Source organism: Streptomyces sp. SX-6, from assembly GCF_059089585.1.
The window spans coordinates 52,061-78,280 of record NZ_JBTHHU010000028.1; the positions used below are offsets into that span (position 1 = coordinate 52,061).

A 26,220-nucleotide genomic window follows, 5' to 3' on the forward strand; every position below is an offset into this window, starting at 1 on the left:
TTCATCCAGCGGGACGGAGGAGTACGGTCCCGCTATGTCTCGCAGCACTCGCAGCATTCGTCTCGCAGTGATCCCCGGTGACGGCATCGGCCCCGAGGTCGTGGCCCAGGGGCTCAAGGTCCTTACCGCAGTCGTCCCTTCGGACACCAAGCTCGAGACCCGGGAGTACGACCTGGGTGCCCGGCGCTGGCACACGACGGGCGAGACCCTGCCGGACGCCGAGCTGGAGTCGCTCCGTGAGCACGACGCGATCCTCCTCGGCGCCGTCGGCGACCCCGGTGTGCCGTCGGGCGTGCTGGAGCGGGGCCTGCTGCTCAAGCTGCGGTTCGCCTTCGACCACTATGTGAACCTGCGTCCCTCGAAGCTGTACCCCGGCACGACCGGCCCGCTCGCCGGGAACCCCGCCATCGACTTCGTCGTGGTGCGCGAGGGCACCGAGGGTCCGTACACGGGCAACGGCGGTTCGCTGCGCACCGGCACGCCCGCCGAGGTGGCCACCGAGGTGAGTGTCAATACGGCCTACGGCGTGGAGCGCGTGGTGCGCGACGCGTACGAGCGGGCGCAGGCCCGTCCGCGCAGGAAGCTGACGCTCGTCCACAAGAACAACGTCCTCGTCCACGCGGGCCGTCTGTGGACCGACATCTTCGAGCGTGTCGGCCGCGAGTACCCCGAGGTCACCACCGACTATCTGCACGTCGACGCGGCCACAATCTTCCTGGTCACCCAGCCGGAGCGGTTCGACGTCATCGTCACGGACAACCTCTTCGGCGACATCCTCACCGACCTCGCCGCCGCCGTCACCGGCGGCATCGGGATCGCCGCCTCCGGCAACATCAACCCCGAGGGTGCCTTCCCGTCCATGTTCGAGCCCGTGCACGGCTCCGCCCCCGACATCGCGGGCACCGGCAAGGCCGACCCGACGGCCACGGTCCTGTCGGTGGCCCTGCTGCTGCGCCACCTCGGGCTCGAGGCGGAGGCGGTACGCGTCGAGGCCGCCGTAGCCGAGGACCTCGTGCGGCGCGACGGCACCAGCCGGACCACGGACGAGATCGGCGACGCTCTCGTATCCCGCCTGACCGTCTGACCGGGCCCCGCACCGCACAGCGCCGGCCCGGCGTGAATGGTTTTCCCGGGCCGCACAGACGTTTTCTCCACGGCCTCCCACGAGCGATAATCGGACGTGGGGCCGCGGCATGAGGCGTAGCTCGGACGTTCCGAGCCGTATCGGGACGGAGTGAGCGCGGTCCGCCACCCAACAGAGTGAGGACACGCATCCATGACGACGCTCACGATCGAGCTGAAGCCCTCTTCCCAGCCGCTGTCCGACGCGGAGCGCGAGCAGATCCTGGCGAACCCCGGCTTCGGCCGTCACTTCACCGACCACATGGTCACCATCAAGTGGACCGAGGGCCGGGGTTGGCACGATGCCGAGCTGGTGCCGTACGCGCCGCTCGCCATAGATCCCGCGAACATGACGCTGCACTACGCGCAGACGATCTTCGAGGGGCTCAAGGCCTACCGCCAGCCCGACGGTTCGGTGGCCACGTTCCGTCCCGAGGAGAACGCCAAGCGCCTGCAGGCCTCCGCCCGTCGGCTGGCGATGCCCGAGCTGCCGGTGGAGACCTTCATCGCGGCGTGCGACGCGCTGGTCAAGCAGGACAAGGCATGGGTGCCGGACTCCGGTGAGTCCTCGCTCTACCTGCGCCCCTTCATGATCGCGACCGAGGTCGGGCTGGGCGTGCGCCCGGCGAACGAGTACCTCTTCGTCGTCATCGCCTCGCCCGCCGGTGCCTACTTCGCCGGTGGCGTGAAGCCCGTCTCCGTCTGGCTGTCCGAGGAGTACGTGCGCGCGTGCCCCGGCGGCACGGGTGCGGCCAAGGCGGGCGGCAACTACGCGGCCTCCCTGGTCGCCCAGGCCCAGGCGGCCGAGAAGGGCTGCGACCAGGTGGTCTGGCTGGACGCCATCGAGCGCCGCTGGATCGAGGAAATGGGCGGTATGAACCTGTACTTCGTGTACGGCCAGAAGGATGGAACACAGCGGATTGTCACGCCCGAGCTGACCGGTTCGCTGCTGCCCGGCATCACCCGTGCCTCGCTGCTGAAGATCGCCGCGGACCTCGGTTACGAGGTCTCCGAGGGCCGGATCTCGGTCGACGACTGGAAGAACGGCAACGCGGACGGCTCGCTCACCGAGGTGTTCGCCTGTGGCACGGCCGCGGTCATCACCCCGGTCGGCTCGGTCAAGTCCGCGCGCGCCGACTGGACGGTGGGCGACGGGCAGCCGGGCGAGGTCACGATGAAGCTCCGCAAGGCGCTGCTGGACATCCAGACGGGCGCCGCCCCGGACGCGCACGGCTGGATGCACCGCCTGGGCTGATTGATGCCTTATGGGGGCGTCCCGGGTCGTCCGGGGCGCCCCCATGTCCGTAACGCACGCAAGTACGCGTGATCGTTGCCACCCGGACCTTGTCCGAAAGCCCGCTGTTCCGCCACCGTTTGCGAACATGGGACAGCACTGGAAGAAGATCTGGATCGGCTCGGCCGGAAACATGGTCGAGTGGTTCGACTGGTTCGTCTACGCGAGTTTCGCGACCTATTTCGCCAACTCCTTCTTCCCCAAGGGCAATGACACCGCCAACCTCATGAACACCGCCGGCATCTTCGCCGTCGGTTTCTTCATGCGTCCTGTCGGCGGCTGGCTGCTCGGCCGGGTCGGGGACCGGCGCGGACGCAAGGCGGCACTCACGCTGACCGTCACCATGATGTCCGCGTCCGCCGTCATGATCGCCGTGGCGCCCACCTACGGGGTGGCGGGCTACGGCGGTGTCGCCGTGCTGCTGGCGGCCCGGATGCTCCAAGGGCTGTCGGTCGGCGGCGAGTACGCGGCCAGCGCCACCTATCTCACCGAGGCGTCCGCGCCGGGCCGCCGCGGCTTCGCCTCCAGCTTCCAGTACGTCTCGATGACAGCCGGGCAGATCCTGGGCCTCGGCCTGCTGATCGTGCTCCAGCACACGCTCTCCGGCGGCCAGTTGCACAGCTGGGGCTGGCGGATCCCGTTCATCGTGGGCGCGTTGGGCGCGGCCGTCATCTTCTATCTGCGGCGCAGCATGCTGGAGACGGAGGCGTACGAGGCGAGCGCCACCGGAGCCGACGAACGGGGCACGATCAAGGCGCTGTTGCGGCACAAGCGCGAGGCGTTCCTGGTGATCGCGCTGACTATGGGCGGCACGGTCTCGTACTACACGTACACCACCTACCTCACCAAGTACCTCTCCAACAGCGCCGGAATGCCCAAGCAGACCGCGACGCTCGTCAGCTTCGTCGCCCTGCTGATCTTCGCGGCGCTGCAGCCGCTGGCCGGTGCGCTCTCCGACCGGATCGGCCGCCGCCCGCTGCTGATCACCTTCGCCGTCGGCTCGACGTTCCTGACCGTGCCGATCATGACGATGCTCAAGCACGCGGGCACCTTCTGGCCCGCGCTCGGGCTGTCCCTGCTGGCGCTGGTCATCGTCACCGGCTACACGTCGATCAACGCCTGTGTGAAGGCCGAGCTGTTCCCCACGGGCATCCGGTCGCTGGGCGTCGCGCTGCCGTACGCGATCGCCAACGCGCTCTTCGGCGGGACGGCCGAATACGTGGCGCTGTGGTTCAAGAAGGGCGGCATCGAGTCCGGCTTCTACTGGTATGTCGCGGGCTGCGCGGCCGTCTCGCTCGTCGTCTACCTCTCGATGCGCGAGACCCGCGACATCGACCTCAAGAAGGTGGGGCCCACCACGCTGCCCGAGCAGCGGAACCAGGACACGGTGCCCGCATCGTGAGACGGTGCCCCGCCGGGGAGCGGGGCCGTGGCAGCATGCCGCACATGCTCCCGTTCGCCACGATTATTGGCAGCAGGCGCGCCGGTCCCCTTTGTCCGTGACCCGCGCGCAGACCTCTCGCATCCGCGAGAGGTCTTTTCGTTTTCACAGGAGTCAGAGCTCACAGGAGTCAGAGCAGTCATGACCGACGACAGCTTCCACGTCTTCGACACCACCCTGCGTGACGGCGCCCAGCGCGAGGGCATCCATCTGACCGTCGCGGACAAGCTGACCATCGCCCGGCACCTGGACGACTTCGGCGTGGGCTTCATCGAGGGCGGCTGGCCCGGCGCCAATCCCAGGGACACGGAGTTCTTCCAACGGGCGCAGAAGGAGATCTACTTCCGGCACGCCCGGCTCGTCGCCTTCGGCGCCACGCGCCGCGCGGGCGTACGGGCCGAGGACGACCCCCAGGTCGCGGCGCTCCTGGACTCCGGGGCCCCGGTCGTCACCCTGGTGGCCAAGTCCCACGACCGGCACGTCGAACTCGCCCTGCGCACCTCGCTGGACGAGAACCTCGCGATGGTGCGCGACACCGTCGCCCACCTCCGCTCGCACGGGCGGCGCGTGTTCGTCGACTGCGAGCACTTCTTCGACGGCTACCGCGCCAACCCGGCGTATGCCACCGAGGTCGTGCGCACCGCGCACGAGGCGGGTGCCGACGTGGTCGTGCTCTGCGACACCAACGGCGGCATGCTCCCCGCCCGGGTCGGCGAGGTCGTCGCCGCCGTGCTCGCCGCGACCGGGGCCCGGCTCGGCGTCCACGCGCAGGACGACACCGGGTGCGCGGTGGCCAACACGCTGGCCGCCGTGGACGCGGGCGCCACGCATGTGCAGTGCACCGCCAACGGCTACGGCGAGCGCGTCGGCAACGCCAACCTCTTCCCCGTCGTCGCCGCGCTGGAGCTCAAGTACGACCGCCGGGTGCTGCCCGAGGGCAAGCTCGCGGAGATGACCCGCATCTCGCACGCGATCGCCGAGGTCGTCAACCTCACGCCTTCCACGCATCAGCCGTACGTGGGTTTCTCGGCCTTCGCGCACAAGGCCGGGCTGCACGCCTCCGCCATCAAGGTCGACCCGGACCTCTACCAGCACATCGACCCGGAGCGGGTCGGCAACACCATGCGCATGCTCGTCTCCGACATGGCCGGACGCGCCTCCGTCGAGCTCAAGGGCCGGGAGCTCGGCGTCGATCTCGGCGGCGACCGGGAGCTCGCCGGCCGGGTCGTCGAGCGGATCAAGGAGCGGGAGGCGCAGGGCTACACGTACGAGGCCGCGGACGCCTCCTTCGAGCTGCTGCTCCGCGCCGAGGTCACCGGCCGGCCCCTGCGCTACTACCGCGTGGAGTCCTGGCGCGCGATCGCCGAGGACCGCCCCGACGGCACGCACGCCAACGAGGCGACCGTGAAGCTGTGGGCCAAGGGCGAGCGCATCGTCGCCACCGCCGAGGGCAACGGCCCGGTCAACGCCCTGGACCGCGCGCTGCGCGTCGCCCTCGAGCGCATCTACCCCCAGCTCGCGGCGCTGGAGCTGACCGACTACAAGGTCCGCATCCTGGAAGGCAGCCAGGGCACCGGGTCGATCACCCGGGTACTGGTCTCCACGAGCGACGAGAGCGGCGAGTGGTCCACGGTGGGCGTGGGCGAGAACGTGATCGCCGCGTCCTGGCAGGCGCTGGACGACGCGTACGCGTACGGGCTGATGCGGGCCGGGGTCCTGCCCCAGGACTAGGCGAGTTCGCGGCCGAGCCCGTGCTCCAGGAGGTCGAACGCGGCGTCCGTCTCCCGGTGGGCCTCGGGCAGCAGCTCCTTCGCGGCACAACCCTCCGACACACGGCGCCAGTTGTCCTGCCCGAGGAGCTGCTGGACGGTGACGATCTGGACGGCGGCGACGCGGCTCGTCAGCTCGTCCGCGCCGGCGGTCTCGCGCAGCGCCGCCGCCAGCTCCCGCTCGTCCACCTCGGTGTAGGCGTACATCCGGGCCACCAGGCCGGGGGAGGAGAAGATCAGGTCGCGGAAGGCGACCACCGCGGGGTGATCGCAGAGGCCGGTGACCGGGTCGAAGGCGTCGAGCCGTTCATGGAAGTGGGCGCGCAGCGCGGTGAGCGGTGTCAGGCCCGCCGCCCGGTCGCGCACCACGCGTGCCGCCTCCCCCTGGTGGTCGGCGAAGCGGTGCAGGACGAGGTCTTCCTTGGTGGGGAAGTAGCGGAAGAGCGTCGGCTTGGACACCTCCGCCGCTGCCGCCACATCGGCCACCGACACGCGGTCGAAGCCGTGCTCGAGGAAGAGTGCGATGGCGGCCTCCGACAGCGTCTGCCGTGTGCGCCGCTTCTTGCGTTCCCGCAGGCTCTCAGTCACGAGTTCGAGCCTAGCAGAGGTCCGTTACCCGGAATCTTTTGTTACTGAGTTGCATTTCTGGCTCGGTTGCCTTTTCCTGGATCCATGACGGAGACAGCCGTACTCATCGTGGGTGCCGGTCCGGCCGGCCTGACCCTTGCCTGCACGCTCGCCCGGGCCGGAGTGCCCGTGCGGATCATCGACAAGTCGCCCGAGTTCCACCACATTTCGCGGGGAAAGGGGCTCAACCAGCGCAGCCGCGAGCTCCTCGACGACCTGGGCGTGGGGGAGGAACTCGCCGCCTGGGGCGTGGAGCACCTGGTGCTGCGCAAGTACCGCGACGGCGTCCCGGTCGCCGACACGGTCAGCTTCGCCGACCGGACCCCGACTCCCGACACGCCCTACGTCAGCGGGCTGTCCCTGCCGCAGTGGCGGACCGAAGAGGTTCTGCGCGGCAAGCTCGCCGAGTACGGGATACAGGTCGAACTCGGCTGCGAGCTCGCCGAGTTCACACAGGACGCGGACGGGGTGACGGCCGTGCTCGCCGACGGCCGGAGCATCCGGGCCGCGTACCTCGCCGGCTGCGACGGCGGCCACAGCCCCGTGCGCAAGGCGCTCGGCATCACCTTCGAGGGGAGGACGGACGAGGAGGTCATGGCCGTCGGCGATGTGACGGCCGACGGGCTCGACCCGGCGTACTGGCACCAGTGGATCGACGAGGACGGGGGGATCCTGCTCTGCCCGTTCAAGGGGAGCCGTCACTGGCAGCTCCAGGCGCCGCTGGAAGCGGATGTCGCCCCTTCGCTGGAGAGCTTCCAGCGGATCTTCGACCGGCACGCGCGGGTGCCGGGAGTGCGGCTGGGGGACCCGCGGTGGATCGGGGAGTACCGGGTCAGCGTCCGCATGGCCGACCGTTTCCGGGACGGCCGGGTCTTCCTCGCGGGCGACGCCGCGCACGTCCACTCCATCGCCGGTGGTCTCGGCATGAACACCGGCATCCAGGACGCGGTCAACCTCGGCTGGAAGCTCGCCCTCGTCGCGCGGGGCGAGGTGGGGGGCGGGCTGCTCGACAGCTACGAGGAGGAGCGACTGCCCGTCGCGGCCTGGACGTTGAAGCTGACGGACGAGCGGTGGGCGGCGGTCGTCGAGGGGATGAGGGCCGCGGGCGTCGGCACCGAGGCCGTGCTCGTCGACGACGTCACCACCCTCGGGGTCGGCTACCCCTGGTCCTCGCTGGCGTGGGGCGGTGCGAAGGCGGGGGAGCGGGCGCCGCGGGTACCCGGTGTGCGGTTCGGGCCGCACTTCACACTGCTCGGCTTCGGCGAGGGCGGCGCGGCGGCGCTGGCCGGGGTGGAGCGGGAGCTCCCGGGGCTGGTGCGTACGCACCGGGCGGACGGCGCGCGTGAGGCGTACGGCGTGGAGGGCGACGGGCTGGTGCTCGTACGGCCCGACGGCCACGTCGCGTTGAGCGCGGCGGCGGACCGAGGCGCGGAGGTCGTCATCGACCGCTTGAGGCGCCTCGGCCAGTAGTGCCGCACAAGGGGGTTACGCCTGGGGCGCGTTCTTGACGGCGGAGATGTCGAAGGTCAGCTTCACCTTGTCGCTGACCATCACGCCGCCGGCCTCCAGGGCCGCGTTCCAGGTCAACCCCCAGTCGGAGCGCAGGATTTCGGCGCTGCCCTCGAAGCCGACGCGCTCGCTGCCGTAGACGTCGGTGGCCGAGCCGTTGAACTCCAGGTCGATGGAGAGGGGGCGCGTGACGTCCTTGATCGTGAGGTCGCCGGTGATGCGGTAGCGGTCGCCGCCGAGCTGCTCCGCGCCGGTGGAGCGGAACGTCATCAGCGGGAACTTCTCGGCGTCGAAGAAGTCGGCGCTGCGCAGGTGCGCGTCGCGGTCCTTGATGCTGGTGTCCACGCTGGCGATCTTGATGTCGAGGGCGGCGGTCGAGCGCGAGGGGTCGGCGCCGTCGAGGCGGAGGGCGCCCTCGTGCTCGTCGAACGAGCCGCGCACGTTGGTGACCATGGCGTGGCGGACAGTGAAGCCGATCCGGCTGTGGGCCGGGTCGATGGCGTAGTCGCCGGTCAGCGCGGCCAGTGCGGGGTCGACGGCGACGGCGGGGGCTGCGGCGGTGTTCTGCTTGCGGGAGAAGAGGCCCATGACTGCTCCTGTGGTCTCGTGGTCTCGTGGTCTCGAGAAAGTTGTTTAACCTTCAACGAGAATGAAGGTAGCGCGATTCGGTTCAACTTTCAACAGTCTGGTCATTGCAACTTCCGCATGGTCATGCCACGGTGCGCTCATGCCCACCGCCTGGACCCGTCGCCTCTTCCTCGCCGCCGCCACCGCCGGCGCGTTCGGCCTCACCCGCACCGCTCAAGCCGCCACGGCGGACGGCGAGTTCGCGGCCCTGCGGCAGCGCTGGCGGGACCTCGCGCTCGGCACCGGCTTCGACCCCGCCGCCGAGCCGTACGCCACGGTCCTGCGCCGCACCGGCGCGGCCGCCCGGGCGCACCGGGCGGCCATGCGGCCCGGCGCGTCCTCGCTCTGGCCCGACGCGCCCTTCGACCCGCCCGCCGGGATCACCCAGAGCTACGCCCGCCTGCTCGCCATGGCGCAGGCGTACGTCCAGCCCGGCACCGGCCTGACCGGCGACGCCGGGCTCCTCGCCGACACGCTCGCCGGGCTCGACCACGTGCACGACCGCGTCTACCATGCGGGCGCCGCCCGGCCCGGCAACTGGTGGGAGTGGCAGATCGGCAGCCCCAGACTGCTCCTGGACGCCCTCGCCCTGCTCCACGACCCGGTCGGGGACGCCCGGCGCGGCCGCTTCCTCGCGGCGGTCGACCACTTCGTCCCCGACTCCGTGCTCGGCTCGTACTCCGGCACCAGCACGGGCGCCAACCGCGTCGACCTGTGCCGCGTCGTGGCCGTACGCGGCGTGCTGGGCGAGTCCCCGGCCAAGGTCGCGCTGGCCCGCGACGCCCTCTCGCCGGTCTTCCCGTACGTCACCAAGGGCGACGGGCTCTATGCCGACGGCTCCTTCGTCCAGCACACCTGGATCGCCTACACCGGCACGTACGGCCAGGTCCTGCTCGACGGCCTCGGCCGGCTCTTCGCGCTGCTGCGCGGCTCGCGGTGGGAGGTCACCGACCCCGGCCGGCGGATCGTCCTCGACAGCGTCGAGCACGCCTACGCGCCGCTGATCCACAACGGCCTGGTGATGGACAGCGTCTCCGGCCGGGCGGTGAGCCGCGGGCTGCAGAGCGGCGGGGGAGTCCCGCAGAGCGACCGGCAGCGCGGGCACGCGCTCATCGCCGCCGTCGCGGTGCTCGCCGACGGGGCCGATGCCGCCGAGCGGGCCCGCTGGCACGGGCTGATCAAGGGCTGGGCGGCGAGGGACACCACCGGCGGGCCGCTCGCCGACGCGCAGCTCGGGGTCGCGGACCTGGCCCGGCTGGCCGCCGTCGCGGCGAGCCCGGAACCACCGGCGGAAGCGATACGGGGACCTCGCCTGTTCCCGGCCATGGACCGGGCCGTGCACCGGGGCCCCGGCTGGGCCGCGAACATCGCGATGGCCTCCGACCGCATCGCGTACTACGAGAACGGCAACGGCGAGAACCCGCGCGGCTGGCACACCGGCGCCGGGATGCTCTCCTGGTGGGCGCCGGGCGGCGACGACCAGTACGCCGACGGCTTCTGGCCCACGGCCGATCCGTACCGCATGCCCGGCACCACCGCCTCCACCAAGCGGCTCGCCGACAACGAGGGCGGTGCGTGGGGGGCGGCGAGGCCCGCGGTCCGCTGGGTGGGCGGGGTCGCGGACGACGCGTACGCGGCGGTGGGGCAGCACCTCAAGGGGCTCTCCTCGACGCTGGAGGCACGCAAATCCTGGTTCTGCGCCCCGGACGCGATCGTGTGCCTCGGCGCGGGCATCACCGCACGGGACGGCGTCCCCGTAGAGACCGTCGTCGACCACCGCAACCTCGGCGAGAACGGCGCCCCCGCGCTCGTCGTCGACGGCGAGACCCAGCCCTGCGACGACGGCCGGCCCCTCTCCTTCGACGGCGCGGCATGGGCCCACCTCGAGGGGCACGGCGGCTGGGTCTTCCCGGGCGGCGCCCCGCTGTGCGCGCTGCGCGAGACCCGCACCGGGGCGTGGCGGGACATCAACGCGGGCGGGTCGCCCGACCCGGTCCGCCGCCGCTACCTCACCCTCTGGCGCGACCACGGCACCGACCCCGAGGACGCGGACTACGCCTACGTCCTGCTGCCCGGCGCCACACCGGAGGCCGTCGCCGCCCGCGCCGAGGACGGCGGCGGGGTACGGATCCTCGCCAACACCCGCGACTGCCAGGCCGTCCGGCTCACCGCGCCGGAGGTCACCGCGGCCAACTTCTGGCGCGCGGGCAGCGCCGGAGACCTCACGGTGACGGCCCCCGCCTCCGTGCTCGTACGCCACCACGGCAACTCCGCGACCCTGCGCCTGGCGGACCCGCTCCGGGCCGATGCCGTGATCGACCTGACCTGGGCCCGCCCGGTGCGCCGGGTCACCGCGCACGACGCCTCGGTGCGGGTGCTCGGCACGGGGGCCTCGCTCCGGCTGCGGATCACGGCGGGGACGGCATGCGCGCCGCACGCCTGCACGGTGGAAGTCCGGTGAATCGCGAAACAGCTGACTTGTCGGTCACCCCTCAAGCCCCGCTGAGGGGCCGCTAGGGGCCCGCCAAAGGCCCGCTGGAGACCGCTCGCGAGCAGGGGTTTTGTGGGGTGCCCACAGCACGCGATCCGGAGCCGGCCCGGGGCAACTGATAAGGACCCCGTGCGATTCTGTACTCCTTGCCCACGAAATCACGCCCTACCTTGTGGGGAGTCGACATGATGTTCCGGCGCCCCCGCCGCGTACCGTCTATCCATGAGCAATCTCGAAGGTGCGCCCGAAGAGGCGAGTGACGTCCGCGGGCGCGTCGCCGAGCTGCACGCCATCCGCGAGCAGGTTCGGCGTGGCCCGAGCGAGCGGGCTACCCAGGCGCAGAAGGCCAAGGGGAAGCTGACGGCTCGCGAGCGTATTGATCTTCTGCTGGACGAGGGCTCTTTCAGTGAGGTGGAGCCGCTGCGGCGGCACCGCGCGCAGGGTTTCGGCCTGGAGGCCAAGCGCCCGTACACCGACGGTGTGATCACGGGCTGGGGCACGGTCCACGGCCGTACGGTCTTCGTCTACGCGCATGACTTCCGGATCTTCGGCGGAGCGCTGGGCGAGGCGCACGCCACCAAGATCCACAAGATCATGGACATGGCGATCGCCGCGGGTGCTCCGCTGGTGTCGCTGAACGACGGCGCGGGTGCCCGTATCCAGGAGGGCGTCTCGGCGCTGGCCGGCTACGGCGGGATCTTCCAGCGCAACACCAAGGCCTCCGGCGTCATCCCGCAGATCAGCGTGATGCTGGGCCCCTGCGCGGGCGGCGCCGCCTACTCGCCCGCCCTGACGGACTTCGTCTTCATGGTCCGCGAGACCTCCCAGATGTTCATCACCGGTCCGGACGTGGTCCGGGCGGTGACGGGCGAGGAGATCACCCAGAACGGCCTCGGCGGCGCGGACGTGCACGCGGAGACCTCCGGCGTGGCGCACTTCGCCTACGACGACGAGGAGACCTGCCTCGAGGAGGTCCGCTACCTCCTCTCCCTCCTGCCGCAGAACAACCGGGAGAACCCGCCCCGCGTGGTCTGCGAGGACCCGGCCGACCGCACCGGCGACGCCCTGCTGGACCTGGTGCCGGCGGACGGCAACCGGCCCTACGACATGCGCAAGGTGATCGAGGAGATCGTCGACGACGGCGAGTACCTCGAGGTCCACGAGCGCTGGGCGACCAACATCATCTGCGCGCTGACCCGGCTCGACGGCCAGGTCGTGGGCATCATCGCGAACCAGCCCCAGTCGCTGGCCGGTGTGCTGGACATCGAGGCCTCCGAGAAGGCGGCTCGGTTCGTCCAGATGTGTGATGCCTTCAACATCCCCATCGTCACCCTTTTGGACGTACCCGGCTTCCTCCCGGGTGTGGACCAGGAGCACGGTGGGATCATCCGGCACGGCGCAAAACTGCTGTACGCGTACTGCAACGCGACCGTGCCGAGGATCTCGGTGATCCTGCGCAAGGCCTATGGGGGTGCGTACATCGTCATGGACTCCCAGTCGATCGGCGCGGACCTGACCTATGCCTGGCCCACGAACGAGATCGCCGTGATGGGCGCGGAGGGCGCGGCGAACGTGGTCTTCCGCAAGCAGATCGCCGAGGCCGACGACCCCGAGGCCATGCGTGCCCGCATGGTCAAGGAGTACAAGACCGAGCTCATGCACCCGTACTACGCCGCCGAGCGAGGCCTGATCGACGACGTGATCGACCCGGTCGAGACGCGGGCGGTGCTCATCCGTTCGCTGGCCATGCTCGCCACCAAGCACGCGGACCTGCCGTCCCGCAAGCACGGCAACCCGCCCCAGTAGAAAGCCGCCCGACATGACTGACACGCTCGTCCGCGTGGAGAAGGGCACCGCCGGCGCCGAGGAGCTCGCCGCCGTCACCGCGGTCCTTCTCGCCCGTGCCTCCGCCGCCGCTCCCACGGCGGCCGGTCCGCGCCGCACCACCGCCAGCTGGCGCCGCCTGGAGCGCAGCTCCGGCTTCACCGCGCCGCACAGCTGGCAGGGCTGATATCCCTGTAAAGAAAGGCCCCGCACTCCCGAAGGAGTGCGGGGCCTTTCCGCTGCGCCGGGAGGCGCCTACCGCAGGCGCGCCATGAGCGCGTGCTCGACGAGCGTGATGAGGGCGCTCTTGGCCTCGTTGCGGTGGCGGGCGTCCGTGGTGATGATCGGGGCGTCCGGGCCGATCTGCAGCGCCTCGCGGACCTCTTCGGGGGCGTAGGGCTGGTGCCCGTCGAAGCCGTTGAGGGCGATGACGAAGGGCAGTCCGCTGTTCTCGAAGTAGTCGACGGCGGGGAAGCAGTCGGCGAGGCGGCGGGTGTCGACGAGGACGACCGCGCCGATGGCACCGCGGACGAGGTCGTCCCACATGAACCAGAACCGGTCCTGTCCGGGCGTGCCGAACAGGTACAGGATCAGATCCTGGTCCAGGGTGATACGGCCGAAGTCCATCGCCACGGTCGTCGTGGTCTTGTCCGGCGCGTGCGTGAGATCGTCGATGCCCGCCGACGCCGAGGTCATCACGGCTTCGGTACGCAGCGGGTTGATCTCCGAGACGGCGCCGACGAACGTGGTCTTGCCCACGCCGAAACCACCGGCCACCACGATCTTCGCGGAGGTGGTGGAGCGGACTGCCTCGCCGCTAGAGGTTCCGAAGTCCACTGAGCACCCTTTCGAGCAGTGTCACGTCAGGCTGGCCGCCGGCGGCCGCGTCGCCGCCGGGCTGATGGATGGCGACGAGCCCGGCCTCGGCCAAGTCGGCGACGAGGATTCGGGCGACGCCGAGCGGAATGGAGAGAAGTGCCGAGATCTCGGCGACCGACTTGATCTCGCGGCACAGATGGCAGATGCGCTGGTGTTCCGGCAACTGCCCTTGGAGCTGGGACGGCTGGGCCGTCGTGTGCACCAGCGCCTCGATGGCGAGCTGGTAGCGCGGCCGGGTCCGGCCGCCGGTCATGGCGTACGGGCGCACCAACGGGCTGCCCCCGCCCCTGGCGTTCGGCGCCGCCGCACGCCGGTGCTGCTGCGGCATCGCCTGCTGCGGTACCTGCGGCGGCACATGGGGCGCCTGCGGCCGTGGCGTCGGCGCGGACGGGAAGTTGAAGCGGTTCAGCGGCGGCCCGGCCTGATCGTCATTTCCATACGGGTAACCGCCTGGGGGCGTTGCCACGTCTCCTCCTCGGACTTCCCTGTCTGCTGCTGGTGCGCCACCGCACCTTAAGGCGCGGTGGCGCGAAACGCACTGCCTCTTTGCTAGTTGAGAAGGCTCCCCTGCAGTTCGGCGCGGAGGTCGGGCGTCAGGACATTGCCGGCGCGGTCGACCAGGAGGGCCATTTCGTAGCCGACGAGGCCGATGTCGCACTCCGGGTGGGCGAGGACGGCGAGCGAAGAGCCGTCCGAGATGGACATGATGAAGAGGAAGCCGCGCTCCATCTCCACCACGGTCTGGTTGACCGCGCCGCCTTCGAAGATCCGGGAGGCACCCGCGGTCAGCGAGGTCAGACCGGAGGCCACTGCCGCCAACTGGTCGGCGCGGTCCCGCGGGAAGCCTTCGGACATCGCCAGAAGGAGTCCGTCGGCGGAGACCACGACGGTGTGGGACACCCCTGGGGTGCTCTCCACGAAACTGGTGATCAACCAGTTCAGGTTCTGCGCCGCCTGGCTCATCGGGCTCACACTAACGCTCCTGATCGTAGGTGCCGCCGGGGCCGAAGCCCTGGTCGTGTTGCTGATGCTGCTCGTCCGCGGTGATCGCGGGGAACTCCGAGGAGTCCGTCCCCGCGCTGCGCCCCTGTTGGACACCGCGACGCAGATTCGCGAGCCTGCCGCGGACATCTTCCGGTGCGCGGGAGATCTGCGGGCCGCTCTGGGTGGTCTCCGCGGCCTTGCCCTCGACCAGGTTGGCCTTCGGCACCCGGCGCGGGAGACCCGACGCCGTGACTCCGCCGGCCTTCGGTATCCGGAGCTGCTCGGCACGCTGCCAGCGCTCGTCGTTGTCCGATCGCGGCTGGGGCTGGTCGCCCTGCTGAGCCTGTTGCGCGACCTCCTGGCGGTCCCGCTCCCGTTCGCTGCCGTCTCTCGTGGCCTCCTCGCCCGTCTCGGAGTGCCGCCACTGCCTGTCACGGCGCGGCAGACCGGACCCGGTCAGCGAGTGGGAGCCGCTCGAGGCGGGGCCCGGACGGTCGAACTCTACGCGCTCCGGCTGGGCCGTGTCAGCGGTCGGCGAGGATTCCGATTCCGCTGCGTAACCCGCCGAGTACTCGTTCTGGTACGTACCTGCCTGCGTCCAGTCGCCTTGATAGGCAGGCGCGTTGTAGTCGCCGTACGTCTGCTGGTCGGTGAAGCCCTGTTGCGCGTAGGGGGCTTCCGTATACGGCTGCTCGGGCTGCGGCTGCTGCGGCGGCTGCGGTGCGTAGGGCTGTTGCGGCGCCTCGGCGGGGAACACCGGGGCGGCGGTGGCCTGTTCGGCGCTCGCGGCGTAGTGCTGCGCCTCCTCCAGTGCCGCGCGCCGTTCCTCGCGCAGTCGCGACCGGCCCAGCGGGTCCGCCGGGGTCATGCCCGCGGACTGCGCCCCGGGCTCGTAACGGGAGTCGTCGAAGCCGAGTTCGGCGGCGGTGGGCATCCGGCCGACGGGCGCGGCCTGCTGCTCGGGGACGATCCGGGAGACCGTGAAGTCGTCGTCGTTCAGCTGGTCGTCGCCGCCACCACCGTGCGTGATGGCGTCCGGCAGCATCACCAGCGAGGTGGTGCCCGCCTGTTCGCCCGACGGGCGCAGCTGGACGCGGATGCCGTGCCGCATCGCGAGGCGGCCGACCACGAACAGGCCCATGCGCTGGGCGATCGCGACGTCCACGGTCGGCGGGTTGGCCAGCTTGTGGTTGATGTCCGCGATGTCCTCGGCGGTCAGGCCGATGCCCTTGTCGTGGATCTCGACCATCACGCGGCCGTCGGGCAGACGGGTCGCGTTCACACGGACCTTGGTGTGCGGCGACGAGAAGCCCGTCGCGTTCTCCAGCAGCTCCGCGAGCAGGTGCACGAGGTCGGTCACGGCGAGGCCGTGGATGTCGGCCTCGGGGATGCCGCTCAACTCGATGCGCTCGTAGGCCTCCACCTCGGAGGAGGCGGCACGCAGCACGTCCACCAGCGGGATCGGCTGGTCCCAGCGGCGGCCGGGCTCCTCGCCCGCGAGGATGAGGAGGTTCTCGCCGTTGCGGCGCATGCGGGTGGCCAGGTGGTCGAGCCGGAAGAGGTTCTCCAGCTGGTCCGGGTCGGCCTCGTTGTTCTCGAGCGCGGTGATGAGCTCCAGCTGGCCCTCGATCAGGCTCTGGTTGCGCCGCGAGAGGTTGGTGAAGATCGCGTTGACGTTGCCCCGCAGCAGGGCCTGCTCGGCGGCGAGCCGGACGGCCTCGCGGTGGACCTGGTCGAAGGCGCGGGCGACTTCGCCGATCTCGTCCTTGGTGGTGATCGGGATGGCCTGTACCCGGGTGTCGACGCGGCCCGGGTCGGTGCGCGACAGCTGGTCGACCAGTGCGGGCAGGCGCTGCTCGGCGACGTCGAAGGCCGCGGCGCGCAGGCTGCGCATGCTGCGGCTCATCGAGCGCGCGATCCGGCCGGCCACCACGAAGGCGGCGACGAGGGCGACGACCACGACCAGGCCGTTGACGATCGCGTCCTGCTGGGCGCTCTCGGAGACCTGCTCGACGTCGTTCACGGCGGCGTCGGCCAGGTGCTGCTCGACGGAGCGGTAGGCGTCGAACTTGCCGGTGGAGACGGCGTACCAGCTCTCCTTGGTGATGCCCATCGCCTTCAGCTGCGCGGGCGTCGCACCGGACATGATGGCGGCGGTCATCTTCTCCTGCTTGGCCGCCTTGTCCTTGTCGAGCGCGTTCTCGAGGCGCTTGATGTCGGCCTGGGAGCCACCGCTGCGGTACTCGTCCTCGGCGATGTACTCGAGGAACTTGTACGAGGAGAACGACGTCAGAAGGAACTGACGGTCCTTGGTGCTCATCTCCGGCTTCGCCAGCAGGTGGACGCCCATGGAGCGCTGGAGCGACTCGGCGGCCTTGGCGAGGGAGATGGCGTACATGGTGCGGCCGTAGGAGCCGCCGGAGCTGCCGGTGCCCAGGCCCAGCTCGTTGGCGAAGGACATGAGCGGGCGCTGGATGGAGCCGTACTCGTCCTCGGTCTTGACGCCCTGGTAGGCCGTCTTGCGTATGTCGCCGAGCTTCGCCTCGGCGGTGCGCACGGTCTTCAGACGGCGCTGCAGGCTCGGGGTGTCCGGCATGCTCTTGGCGGCCGAGTCGAAGTCGTCGCGGGCCGCGTCCGTCGCGTCCCGGGCCTTCTTGATCGCCGGGTCGTCGGGGTGGTCCGTGAGCAGGGGTATCGCGGACACGTCGCGCTCGTAGATCACGGCATGCGCGTAGGTGGCGGCGGCCCTGACCGCGCGGGCCGTCCTCGCCGCGTCCTCGGCCTCCTGCCAGGTGCCGACGGACTTGTTCACGTCGAGGCCGCCGAAGACGAGGGCGACGAGCACCGGGAGCAGCAGGATCGCGTTCAGCCGGGTGGCCACCCGCCAGTTGCGGGGCGAGAACCGGCCGCCACGGCCCGGGGGTGCGGCGGGAGCTTCGGGACCATCGGAAGGCGGCACCGAGGAGCGCGACGGCGGTGTGAAGTTGCCCCGCGCGTCTCGCGTCTGCCCCGCGGCACCCGTCTTTCTACGCCTCACTCGTCCAACAACCTCTCGGCGTCGGCACTTGTCGTCGTGCCGTCGTTCTGCTGAGCCATGGGTGCTCAGTTCGGGGAATTCCAGCATGCCGGGCTGGCACGGTCCAAACACCGGGCAGAGCCGGAGCCCGACGGAAAGTGGCCGACATAAAACGGGCATTAAGAGCGAGCAGCGCCAAAAGGCGGGCGAATTGTGCGCGCAGTGAAACCGGCCGAACGCGTCCTGTGGTCGCGTCCGGCCAATTCAACTGTCGAAACGTTATGAACCCCCGGCCGTTCCGTGTTCAATCACACAGCCCGTTCCGGCGCTGCCGGAACCATCGGTACCGGTTACTTGAGCCGCGCCATGAGCGCGTGCTCGACGAGCGTGATGAGCGTGCTCTTCGCTTCGCCCCGGTGCCGCGCGTCGGTGGTGATGATCGGTGTGTCCGGGCCGATCTGCAGCGCCTCGCGCACATCCTCCGGACCGTAGGGCTGCTGTCCGTCGAAGCCGTTGAGGGCGATGACGAAGGGCAGTCCGCTGTTCTCGAAGTAGTCGACGGCGGGGAAGCAGTCGGCGAGGCGGCGGGTGTCGACGAGGACGACCGCGCCGATGGCACCGCGGACGAGGTCGTCCCACATGAACCAGAACCGGTCCTGCCCGGGCGTGCCGAACAGATAGAGGATCAGGTCGTCGTCGAGCGTGATGCGGCCGAAGTCCATCGCCACGGTGGTCGTGGTCTTGTCCTGGACGTGGCTCAGGTCGTCGATGCCCGCCGAAGCCGAGGTCATCACGGCCTCGGTGCGCAGCGGGCTGATCTCCGACACCGCGCCCACGAATGTCGTCTTGCCTACTCCGAAGCCGCCCGCGACCACGATCTTCGCGGAGGTCGTGGCGCGGCCGACGCCGCCACTAGAGCTTCCGAAGTCCACTGAGCACCCTTTCGAGCAGTGTCACGTCCGGCGTACCGCCGGACTCGCCGCTGCCGCCCGGCTGGTGGATCGCCACCATGCCGGCCTCAGCCAGGTCTGCCACCAGAATCCGCGCCACGCCCAGGGGCATGTTCAGGAGCGCGGAGACCTCCGCCACCGATTTGACCTCACGGCACAGGTGGCAGATGCGCTGGTGCTCGGGAAGCAGGTTCCCGAGGTGCGCCGGGTCGGCCGTGGAGCTGACCAGCGCCTCGATGGCGAGCTGGTAGCGCGGCCGGGTACGGCCGCCCGTCATGGCGTAGGGACGGACCAGCGGCTGGTCGCCTTCACTCCCGTACGGCGTGTGGTGAGCGGCGCCGTACGGGCCGGGCGAGGCGGGCGGGGTCATGAATCCTCCGGGCTGGGACAGCAGGAAGGCAATAATGCCGTCGAGCGGGCGCCGGTGGGGGCGGCGGCCTTGCGGTCGGACGGTAAATCCGGTGTGTGTACGGTCAGTTCAGCAGGCTTCCCTGCAGTTCGGCGCGGAGGTCGGGCGTGAGCACGGTGCCCGCGCGGTCGACCAGGAGTGCCATCTCGTAGCCGACGAGGCCGATGTCGCACTCCGGGTGGGCGAGGACGGCCAGCGACGAACCGTCCGACACGGACATGATGAAGAGGAAGCCGCGCTCCATCTCCACCACGGTCTGGGTGACCGCGCCGCCCTCGAAGATCCGGGAGGCACCCGCGGTCAGCGAGGTCAGGCCGGAGGCCACTGCCGCCAACTGATCGGCGCGGTCCCGCGGAAAGCCTTCGGACATCGCCAGCAGCAGGCCGTCGGCGGACACCACCACCGTGTGGGACACCCCCGGGGTGTTCTCCACGAAGTTGGTGATCAACCAGTTCAGATTCTGCGCCGCCTGGCTCATCGGACTCAACTAACGCTCCTGCTGGTAGGTGGGGCCAACATTGTGGCTGCCGGTGGACGAGCCGGTGCCGGCCTGACGTCCCTGCTGGATGCCCCGGCGGAGGTTGGTCAGCCGGCCGCGTACGTCGTCGGGCGAACGCGAGACCTGCGGACCGCCCTGCACGGGCTCCTGCTGGGCCGTGCCTTCGACGAGGTTGGCACGCGGTACGCGCCGGGGCAGCCCGGACAAGGTCGTGCCGCCCGCCGCCGGCTCACGGACCTGTTCGGCCCGGCGCCAGCGCTCGTCGTTGGTGGTGTCGCGCCAGGAGCCCTGTTCGGCGGGCGCCGTGCGCTGTTCGCGGCGGGGCAGCGGCTGCGGGGTTTCCGCGGGCTGCTCCGGTACGGACGGCCGGCTCTCGCCGGGCGCTCCGCGGAACCAGTGCGACTCCAGTTCCTGGAAGAGCGGGGTCCCCGAGTCGGCACCGGCCGGTGCCTGCGGCTGCGCGGGCACCGCGAACTGCCCGGTGTCGCCGGGGAGTTCATGCTGTCCGGTCGTGCCGCCGTCCGGACCGGACACCGGGCGCAGCTGCGGGAACTCGGCGGTGTCGCCCGGTCCGCCCTGCGGCGCGCCGGCGCCGGGCAGGGCGAACTGGCCGGTGCCGCTGCCCGTCAGGTCCGGCTCGGGGACCGGAGTGAGCTGCGGGAACTGGCCGGTGCCGCTGTTGTCCGGCGTGGGCACCGCGGTCAGGTGCGGGAAGCCCGTGGTGTCGCCGGGCTGCGCGAACTGGCCGGTGTCCGGGAGACGGGTCTGTCCGGTGGTGCTGCCCGGGTGCTCGGGGGCGGCGGGCAGCTGCGGGAACTCGGCGGTACGGGACGCGCTTTCGACGTCCTCGTGGCCTCGCGGAGTGTCCTGCGCGTTCCGCGGCGAGCCGTCCGTGGCCAGCGGCCAGTCGTCCACCGGCGCGGGCTCGGGGGCCTTCGGAGCACGGTCGTCGCTGCCCCAGCTCGGCGCCGGTCGGCCGGCCTGGCCGTCGTCGGACGCGCCACGGGTCGGCAGCTGCGGGGGACGGCGTCCGGGGCTGCCCACGGGCCTGATCGTGGCCGGGCCCTTGCCGCCACGGGTCGGCAGCTGCGGCGGACGGCCCTGCTCGCCCGCGCCGTCCGCCGTGGGGGCGGCGGGCGCCGCGGGTGCGCTGCCGCCGCGGGGCGGAGTGTCGAAGAGGCTCGGGCCGCTCGGCGCGGCGGCGGCGGGACCCTGGCCGGGCGTCGGCAGGGGGCGCGTCGGCAGACCGCTGCCGGTCGTGGCCGGGCGGGAGGACAGGGCGGGCCGGGGGCCCGCGGGCGGGACCTGACGCCGGCTCGGCGCGGTGGGCAGGGAACCGCCCGGCGCACCGGTCGGGGCACTGCCCAGGGCGCCGGTCGGGGCACTGCCCGGGGTACCGCCCGGCGCACCGCCCATGGCGGGCATGGCGGGCATGCCCGGCATCGCGGGAGCGCCCTTGGTGCCGGCGGCACCCGGACCCGGCCTCCTGCCGCCCTGGGCGACGTCGACGGGCAGCATGACGAGCGCCGTCGTGCCGCCGGAGTCGGACGGGCGGAGCTGGATGCGGATGCCGTGTCGCAGGGACAGGCGGCCGACCACGAACAGACCCATGCGCCGGGAGACCGACACGTCGACGGTCGGCGGGCTGGCGAGCCGCTCGTTGATCGCGGCCAGGTCCTCGGGGGAGAGGCCGATGCCCGTGTCGTGGATCTCGACCAGCACGCGGCCGTCCGGCAGTGCGTGACCGGTGACCTTGACCTTGGTCTGCGGGGAGGAGAAGGACGTCGCGTTCTCGAGCAGCTCGGCGAGGAGGTGCACGAGGTCGTTGACGACGCGGCCGGCGACCTCGGTCGGCGGCACGCCGGTCAGCTCGATGCGCTCGTACTGCTCCACCTCGGACGCGGCGGCACGGAGCACGTCGACGAGCGGGACGGGGCGGGTCCACCGGCGGCCGGGCTCTTCACCGGCGAGAACGAGGAGGTTCTCGCCGTTCCGGCGCATACGGGTCGCGAGGTGGTCGAGCTTGAAGAGCGAGGACAGCTGGTCGGGGTCGGCCTCGCGGCTCTCGAGCTCGGAGATGAGCGAGAGCTGACGCTGGATGAGGCCCTGGCTCCGGCGCGAGAGGTTGGTGAACATCGCGTTGACGTTGCCCCGCAGCAGGGCCTGCTCGGCGGCGAGGCGGACCGCCTCGCGGTGCACCTCGTCGAAGGCCGCGGCCACCTTTCCGATCTCGTCCCGGCTGTGCACGCCGACGGACTCCACGGAGGTGTCCACGTCCTGCGGGTCGGTCTCGGAGAGCTGCTTGACGAGCTCGGGCAGACGGTCCTGGGCGACCCTCTGGGCGGTGTCCTGCAGCCTGCGCAGCGACTTGACCATGGAGCGGGCCACGACGAAGGCGCCGACCAGCGAGATGCCGAGCACCAGCACGACCACCGCACCGTTGATGACGGCTTCCTGCGTGGCGTCGTCCTGCAGCTGACGGGCCTGCTGGTCCATCTCCGAGAGCAAGCTCTTCTCGATCTTGCCCATCTCGGTGAGCTTGGACGTGTCGAGGTCGTACCAGTCACGGTACGAGCGCGGGTCGGTCTTGATGCCGTCCTGCTTCTCGAGCACGCGGTCGGCGTAGGTGTTGGCCGTGACGACGTCGACGACGCTGCCGTTGAGGGGCGCCGTCAGCTCCTGGTCATAGTCGCCGCGGATGGCGGTGAAGCGCTTGATGGCCGCGGTCTCGTTGTCCGCCGCCGCCTTGCCGTACTGGCGGTCGTTGGCGGTGAGCTGGGGACCGAAGGGGTTGGCGAGGCCCGCGCTGATCACCGCACGCTGGATGGAGGCGTACTCCTTGGCGGAGGAGAACGCGGTCAGCGCACGGGTCGCGGAGATCATCTCGCTGTTGCTGGTGGCCTGGGCCATGTCCTGGGAGAGACCCAGCAGCGAGGTGATCAGGGCGTCGTAGCTGTTGGCCGTCTGCGAGATGTAGTTCTTGTCGTAGTACGCGGACGACCGGACATCCTTGATCTTCTGGAGCTGCTTGGTGATGTCGACCAGGGTGGTCCGCACACCGACCATCGCCGTGTCGTCGGGCTTGACCTTTCCGGTGACATCCGTGAACGCCTTGATGGCGCGGTCGGTCTTCTCCCGGGGCGCGACGACCTCGTCGTCCTTGTAGTTCTTATTGGACACCGTCAGCGGACCCGCCGACTTGTCGCGCTCCTCCTGAAGGGCGTCGACCAGGTCGGCGGCCTTGCCCGTCATCTCCGTGAGGAGCTTCATGTGGTCGAGCTGGTCGACGTTGTCGAGCGAGCTGTTGATGCGCAGCGCGCCGAACGTCGTCGCGGCGACGACGGGGAGGGCGAGCAGGGAGACGAGTCGGGTGCTGATGCGCCAGTTGCGCATGGCTATTCGCGTACCCGGCCCGCCGGGCCCCTTTGCCTTCGGCGCGTCGACGGGCTCGCCGCCGCCGCTCGGCGCGTCGGCAGGCGTGCCGCGGTCGGTCGCACCGCGCGGCTCCTTCTCCGCCGCAGCGCTGCCTTCCCTCTTGAAACGTCCCTGCACTAGCGTCGCAACCTCTGGACCAGGCGCCCCACCGGGTGAGCGGAAGGACGGTGTCGAGTCGTGGGGGGACCGCGGTGCCCCCCTGGCGGTCCGTGGAATTCCAGCACAGTGCCGGATCTCCCAACAAGGCCGGTGCAGGCAGCGGGACGGTGGGTGACGGTGTGTACAGGAAATGTCGCGAAGCGTAGAGGATGCGCTCATCCATAGCGGACATTCATGGACGAGCCACCCGGGTGTCCCTGGCTGGCATCCGTTGTCCCAGTCGCCATGATCGGGAGCGGAACGTCAGGTTCAGCCCTGCAATGTCCGTTTCGCGATGTCAGATCGGGCGCCCGGTTTGCGGCAATTTTCGGCCGGTTCGTGAGCAAACTCACAGGCAATGCCGGGCATCCCCCATGCCCCCGGGGGGAATGGCGCGCCTAGCCTGGTTCTTTGCATTTCCCGAGAATCCGTAACCCGTGACGACAACGCGAGGCCCCGAACAGTGAAGACGACGATGCCCTCCCGGAAGACCGCCAACCCGCGCCGCACCACGCTCGTGAACCGCGAGAACATCGAGGGTCTCTTCGACGCGGAGCGCCCGGAGCACGCCGCCGAGCTGCCGACCGTCACCGCCAACCCGCGCCGCACCATCCTGATGGTCGCGCCCCAGGCCGCGCCCCAGGGCTGAACGCCCTCCCTCTGCGGCGCACGGGCCGCGCGCAGGCCCCCGCGATAGCCTGAAGTGTCAGACTCCGGACCGATCAGACAGGGGCACAGTTTCCCGTGCGCATCGCCAGATTTTCCCTCGACGGCAACGTCGCGTTCGGCGTGGTGGAGGGCGACGCCCACACCGAGGGCGGACCCGTCCTCGACATCATCAAGGGACACCCCTTCGCCGAATTCGAGCGCTCCGGGCGGAAGATCCCGCTGAGCAAGGTCCGGCTGCTGCCGCCCGTCCTGCCGAACAAGGTCGTCGGCATCGGCCGCAACTACGCCGAGCACGCGGCGGAGCTGGGCAATGCCATTGTTGATGATCAAGGGCGTCCCGAGATCCCGGTCACCTTCTTCAAGCCCTCGACCGCGGTCGTCGGCCCCGGCGACCCCATCGCCTACCCCTCCTTCTCCAGCGAGCTGCACCACGAGGCCGAGCTGGCCGTGGTCATCGGCCGCATGTGCCGCGAGGTCCCGCGCGAGCGCGTCAAGGACGTCATCCTCGGCTACACCTGCGCCAACGACGTCACCGCGCGCGACGTCCAGCGGCGCGAGAAGCAGTGGGCCCGCGCCAAGGGCTTCGACGCCTCCTGCCCGCTCGGCCCCTGGATCGAGACCGAGCTGGACCCGGGCGACCTCGGCATCCAGTGCACCGTCAACGGCGAGCAGCGCCAGCTCGGCCGCACCGCCGACATGGTGCGCCCCATCGAGGACCTGATCGTCCACATCACCGAGGCGATGACACTGCTCCCCGGTGATGTCGTCCTCACCGGCACCCCGGCCGGAGTCGGACCCCTGAACGTCGGCGACGAGGTCGCCGTCACCATCGAAGGCATCGGCACTCTCACCAACAAGGTGATCAAGCGTGGCTAACGCGAACGTCCGCGTACGTTTCTGTCCCTCCCCGACCGGCAACCCCCACGTGGGTCTGGTCCGCACCGCCCTGTTCAACTGGGCCTTCGCCCGGCACCACGGCGGCACCATGGTCTTCCGCATCGAGGACACCGACGCGGCCCGCGACTCGGAGGAGTCGTACCAGCAGCTGCTCGACTCGATGCGCTGGCTGGGTCTCGACTGGGACGAGGGCCCCGAGGTCGGCGGCCCCCACGCGCCGTACCGCCAGTCGCAGCGCATGGACATCTACCGGGACGTCGCCGCCAAGCTGCTCGAGCGCGGCTTCGCGTACAAGTGCTACTGCACCACCGAGGAGCTCGACGCCCGCCGCGAGGCCGCCCGCGCCGCCGGCAAGCCCTCCGGCTACGACGGCCAGTGCCGCACCCTCACCACCGAGCAGACCACCGCGTACGAGGACGAGGGCCGCACCCCGATCGTCCGCTTCCGGATGCCCGACGAGCCGGTCACCTTCACCGACCTGGTTCGCGGCGAGCTGACCTTCACCCCGGACAACGTGCCGGACTTCGGCATCGTCCGCGCCAACGGCGCGCCGCTCTACACGCTCGTCAACCCGGTCGACGACGCGCTGATGGAGATCACGCACGTGCTGCGCGGCGAGGACCTGCTCTCCTCGACGCCGCGCCAGGTCGCCCTCTACCGGGCGCTCGCCGAGATCGGCGTCGGCAACGGCACTGTCCCGGAGTTCGGCCACCTGCCCTACGTCATGGGCGAGGGCAACAAGAAGCTCTCCAAGCGCGACCCGGAGGCCTCCCTCAACCTCTACCGGGAGCGCGGCTTCCTCCCGCAGGGCCTGCTCAACTACCTGTCCCTGCTGGGCTGGTCGCTCTCGGGCGACCGGGACATCTTCTCGATGGAGGAGATGGTCGCGGCGTTCGACATCAAGGACGTCAACGCCAACCCGGCCCGCTTCGACCTCAAGAAGGCCGAGGCGATCAACGCCGACCACATCCGGCAGCTGGACGTGAAGGCCTTCATCGAGGCCTGCGACCCCTGGCTGAAGGCCCCGCACGCCCCCTGGGCGCCCGAGGCCTTCGACCGGGCGCGGTTCGAGGAGATCGCCCCGCACGCGCAGACCCGCCTCACCGTCCTGTCCGACATCACCGCCAACGTCGACTTCCTCTTCCTCGACGAGCCGGTGGAGGAAGAGGCCTCCTGGGCCAAGGCGATGAAGGAGGGCTCGGACGCCCTGCTGCGCACGGCGCGCGAGAAGCTGGCCGCCGCCGACTGGAACGCGGACGCCCTCAAGGCCGCCGTCGTCGCCGCGGGCGAGGAGCACGGCCTCAAGCTCGGCAAGGCACAGGCCCCGGTCCGCGTCGCGGTCACCGGCCGGACGGTCGGCCTGCCGCTGTTCGAGTCCCTCGAGGTCCTCGGCCGCGACCGCACGCTGGCCCGCATCGACGCCGCGCTGGCGAAGCTGGCGGCGTAACGCCCGGAAGGGCACCCCGAAGCGCCCCGAAGGCAGCAGAAGGCCCGCTCCCGCGGTTTCGTGCCGCGGAGCGGGCCTTCCGGCTTTGACGGGGCTGACGGGGCGTACGGCGGCCGCGGAGGCCCTCGGGGGCGTGCGGCCGGATCGCCCGCGCCGGGCCGGTGCGCATGCCGTGGCGGCCCGGACTGCGATG

21 protein-coding genes are annotated in these 26,220 nt (G+C 70.8%); 11 read left to right on the forward strand and 10 right to left on the reverse strand.

Features of this window, described 5'->3' with window-relative positions; genetic code table 11:
* The first annotated feature begins 34 nt into the window (after positions 1 to 34).
* From ACV530_RS27435 to cimA, 4 genes are all read left to right on the forward strand, one after another.
* The gene (locus ACV530_RS27435) at positions 35 to 1,084 is read left to right on the forward strand and encodes a 3-isopropylmalate dehydrogenase (protein ID WP_494335311.1); all 1,050 of its coding nucleotides are present in this window, start codon (positions 35 to 37) and stop codon (positions 1,082 to 1,084) included.
* Positions 1,085 to 1,276: 192 nt separating this feature from the next.
* A complete protein-coding gene (locus tag ACV530_RS27440) occupies positions 1,277 to 2,377 on the forward strand; it encodes a branched-chain amino acid aminotransferase (protein ID WP_494335312.1) in 1,101 nt (366 codons plus the stop codon).
* A gap of 127 nt (positions 2,378 to 2,504) precedes the next feature.
* Positions 2,505 to 3,818 (forward strand): MFS transporter, encoded by a 1,314-nt coding sequence (locus ACV530_RS27445; protein ID WP_494335313.1) that lies wholly within the window; start codon positions 2,505 to 2,507, stop codon positions 3,816 to 3,818.
* Between the two features lie 180 nt (positions 3,819 to 3,998).
* Positions 3,999 to 5,588 (forward strand): citramalate synthase, encoded by a 1,590-nt coding sequence (gene cimA, locus ACV530_RS27450; RefSeq protein ID WP_494335314.1) that lies wholly within the window; start codon positions 3,999 to 4,001, stop codon positions 5,586 to 5,588.
* On the opposite strand, the gene ACV530_RS27455 is transcribed toward cimA, so the two are convergent.
* Positions 5,585 to 6,214, reverse strand: a complete 630-nt coding sequence (locus tag ACV530_RS27455) for a TetR/AcrR family transcriptional regulator (RefSeq protein ID WP_494335315.1) — start codon at positions 6,212 to 6,214, stop codon at positions 5,585 to 5,587. The two genes, cimA and ACV530_RS27455, sit on opposite strands and share 4 nt — an antisense overlap.
* Before the next feature lie 84 nt (positions 6,215 to 6,298).
* Between ACV530_RS27455 and ACV530_RS27460 the strand changes: the two genes are divergently transcribed.
* Positions 6,299 to 7,723: an FAD-dependent monooxygenase gene (locus ACV530_RS27460; RefSeq protein ID WP_494335316.1), complete on the forward strand. Its 1,425-nt coding sequence runs from the start codon at positions 6,299 to 6,301 to the stop codon at positions 7,721 to 7,723.
* Between the two features lie 15 nt (positions 7,724 to 7,738).
* Here ACV530_RS27460 and ACV530_RS27465 read toward each other — a convergent pair whose 3' ends face one another.
* Entirely contained in the window at positions 7,739 to 8,350 is a 612-nt protein-coding gene (locus tag ACV530_RS27465) for a YceI family protein (protein WP_494335317.1), read from the reverse strand.
* Positions 8,351 to 8,489: 139 nt separating this feature from the next.
* Here ACV530_RS27465 and ACV530_RS27470 point away from each other — a divergent pair, with 139 nt between their 5' ends.
* The 3 genes from ACV530_RS27470 to ACV530_RS27480 all read left to right on the forward strand — a co-directional run bounded on the left by ACV530_RS27470 (position 8,490) and on the right by ACV530_RS27480 (position 12,891).
* A complete protein-coding gene (locus tag ACV530_RS27470) occupies positions 8,490 to 10,850 on the forward strand; it encodes a polysaccharide lyase 8 family protein (protein WP_494335318.1) in 2,361 nt (786 codons plus the stop codon).
* A 252-nt stretch (positions 10,851 to 11,102) separates the two neighbouring features.
* Complete coding sequence (locus tag ACV530_RS27475) at positions 11,103 to 12,686, forward strand: acyl-CoA carboxylase subunit beta (RefSeq protein ID WP_494335319.1); 1,584 nt, start codon at positions 11,103 to 11,105, stop codon at positions 12,684 to 12,686.
* A 13-nt stretch (positions 12,687 to 12,699) separates the two neighbouring features.
* Positions 12,700 to 12,891 carry an acyl-CoA carboxylase subunit epsilon gene (locus tag ACV530_RS27480; protein WP_494335320.1) on the forward strand — a complete coding sequence of 64 codons (192 nt, stop codon included), beginning with the start codon at positions 12,700 to 12,702 and terminating at the stop codon, positions 12,889 to 12,891.
* Positions 12,892 to 12,959: 68 nt separating this feature from the next.
* Here the strand turns inward: ACV530_RS27480 and ACV530_RS27485 are convergent, their stop codons facing one another.
* The 8 genes from ACV530_RS27485 to ACV530_RS27520 all read right to left on the reverse strand — a co-directional run bounded on the left by ACV530_RS27485 (position 12,960) and on the right by ACV530_RS27520 (position 22,993).
* Positions 12,960 to 13,541, reverse strand: a complete 582-nt coding sequence (locus tag ACV530_RS27485; RefSeq protein ID WP_494335321.1) for a GTP-binding protein — start codon at positions 13,539 to 13,541, stop codon at positions 12,960 to 12,962.
* Entirely contained in the window at positions 13,522 to 14,049 is a 528-nt protein-coding gene (locus ACV530_RS27490) for a DUF742 domain-containing protein (RefSeq protein WP_494335322.1), read from the reverse strand. Before ACV530_RS27490 ends, ACV530_RS27485 begins: the two co-directional genes overlap by 20 nt.
* 83 nt (positions 14,050 to 14,132) lie before the next feature.
* Positions 14,133 to 14,555 (reverse strand): roadblock/LC7 domain-containing protein, encoded by a 423-nt coding sequence (locus ACV530_RS27495; protein WP_344031778.1) that lies wholly within the window; start codon positions 14,553 to 14,555, stop codon positions 14,133 to 14,135.
* A 1-nt stretch (position 14,556) separates the two neighbouring features.
* Positions 14,557 to 17,604: a sensor histidine kinase gene (locus ACV530_RS27500; protein WP_494335323.1), complete on the reverse strand. Its 3,048-nt coding sequence runs from the start codon at positions 17,602 to 17,604 to the stop codon at positions 14,557 to 14,559.
* 329 nt (positions 17,605 to 17,933) lie between these two features.
* The gene (locus ACV530_RS27505; RefSeq protein WP_494335324.1) at positions 17,934 to 18,515 is read right to left on the reverse strand and encodes a GTP-binding protein; all 582 of its coding nucleotides are present in this window, start codon (positions 18,513 to 18,515) and stop codon (positions 17,934 to 17,936) included.
* Complete coding sequence (locus tag ACV530_RS27510) at positions 18,496 to 18,903, reverse strand: DUF742 domain-containing protein (protein WP_462698162.1); 408 nt, start codon at positions 18,901 to 18,903, stop codon at positions 18,496 to 18,498. The genes ACV530_RS27505 and ACV530_RS27510 overlap by 20 nt, the downstream gene beginning before the upstream one ends.
* 103 nt (positions 18,904 to 19,006) lie before the next feature.
* Positions 19,007 to 19,420 (reverse strand): roadblock/LC7 domain-containing protein, encoded by a 414-nt coding sequence (locus tag ACV530_RS27515; protein ID WP_494335358.1) that lies wholly within the window; start codon positions 19,418 to 19,420, stop codon positions 19,007 to 19,009.
* Positions 19,421 to 19,429: 9 nt separating this feature from the next.
* The gene (locus ACV530_RS27520; protein WP_494335325.1) at positions 19,430 to 22,993 is read right to left on the reverse strand and encodes a sensor histidine kinase; all 3,564 of its coding nucleotides are present in this window, start codon (positions 22,991 to 22,993) and stop codon (positions 19,430 to 19,432) included.
* Positions 22,994 to 23,477: 484 nt separating this feature from the next.
* Between ACV530_RS27520 and ACV530_RS27525 the strand changes: the two genes are divergently transcribed.
* The 3 genes from ACV530_RS27525 (at position 23,478) to gltX (ending at position 26,027) form a co-directional block, all read left to right on the forward strand.
* Positions 23,478 to 23,663 carry a hypothetical protein gene (locus ACV530_RS27525; RefSeq protein ID WP_494335326.1) on the forward strand — a complete coding sequence of 62 codons (186 nt, stop codon included), beginning with the start codon at positions 23,478 to 23,480 and terminating at the stop codon, positions 23,661 to 23,663.
* A 95-nt stretch (positions 23,664 to 23,758) separates the two neighbouring features.
* A complete protein-coding gene (locus ACV530_RS27530; RefSeq protein ID WP_494335327.1) occupies positions 23,759 to 24,559 on the forward strand; it encodes a fumarylacetoacetate hydrolase family protein in 801 nt (266 codons plus the stop codon).
* Positions 24,552 to 26,027, forward strand: a complete 1,476-nt coding sequence (gene gltX, locus ACV530_RS27535; protein ID WP_494335328.1) for a glutamate--tRNA ligase — start codon at positions 24,552 to 24,554, stop codon at positions 26,025 to 26,027. Before ACV530_RS27530 ends, gltX begins: the two co-directional genes overlap by 8 nt.
* Positions 26,028 to 26,220 lie beyond the last annotated feature (193 nt).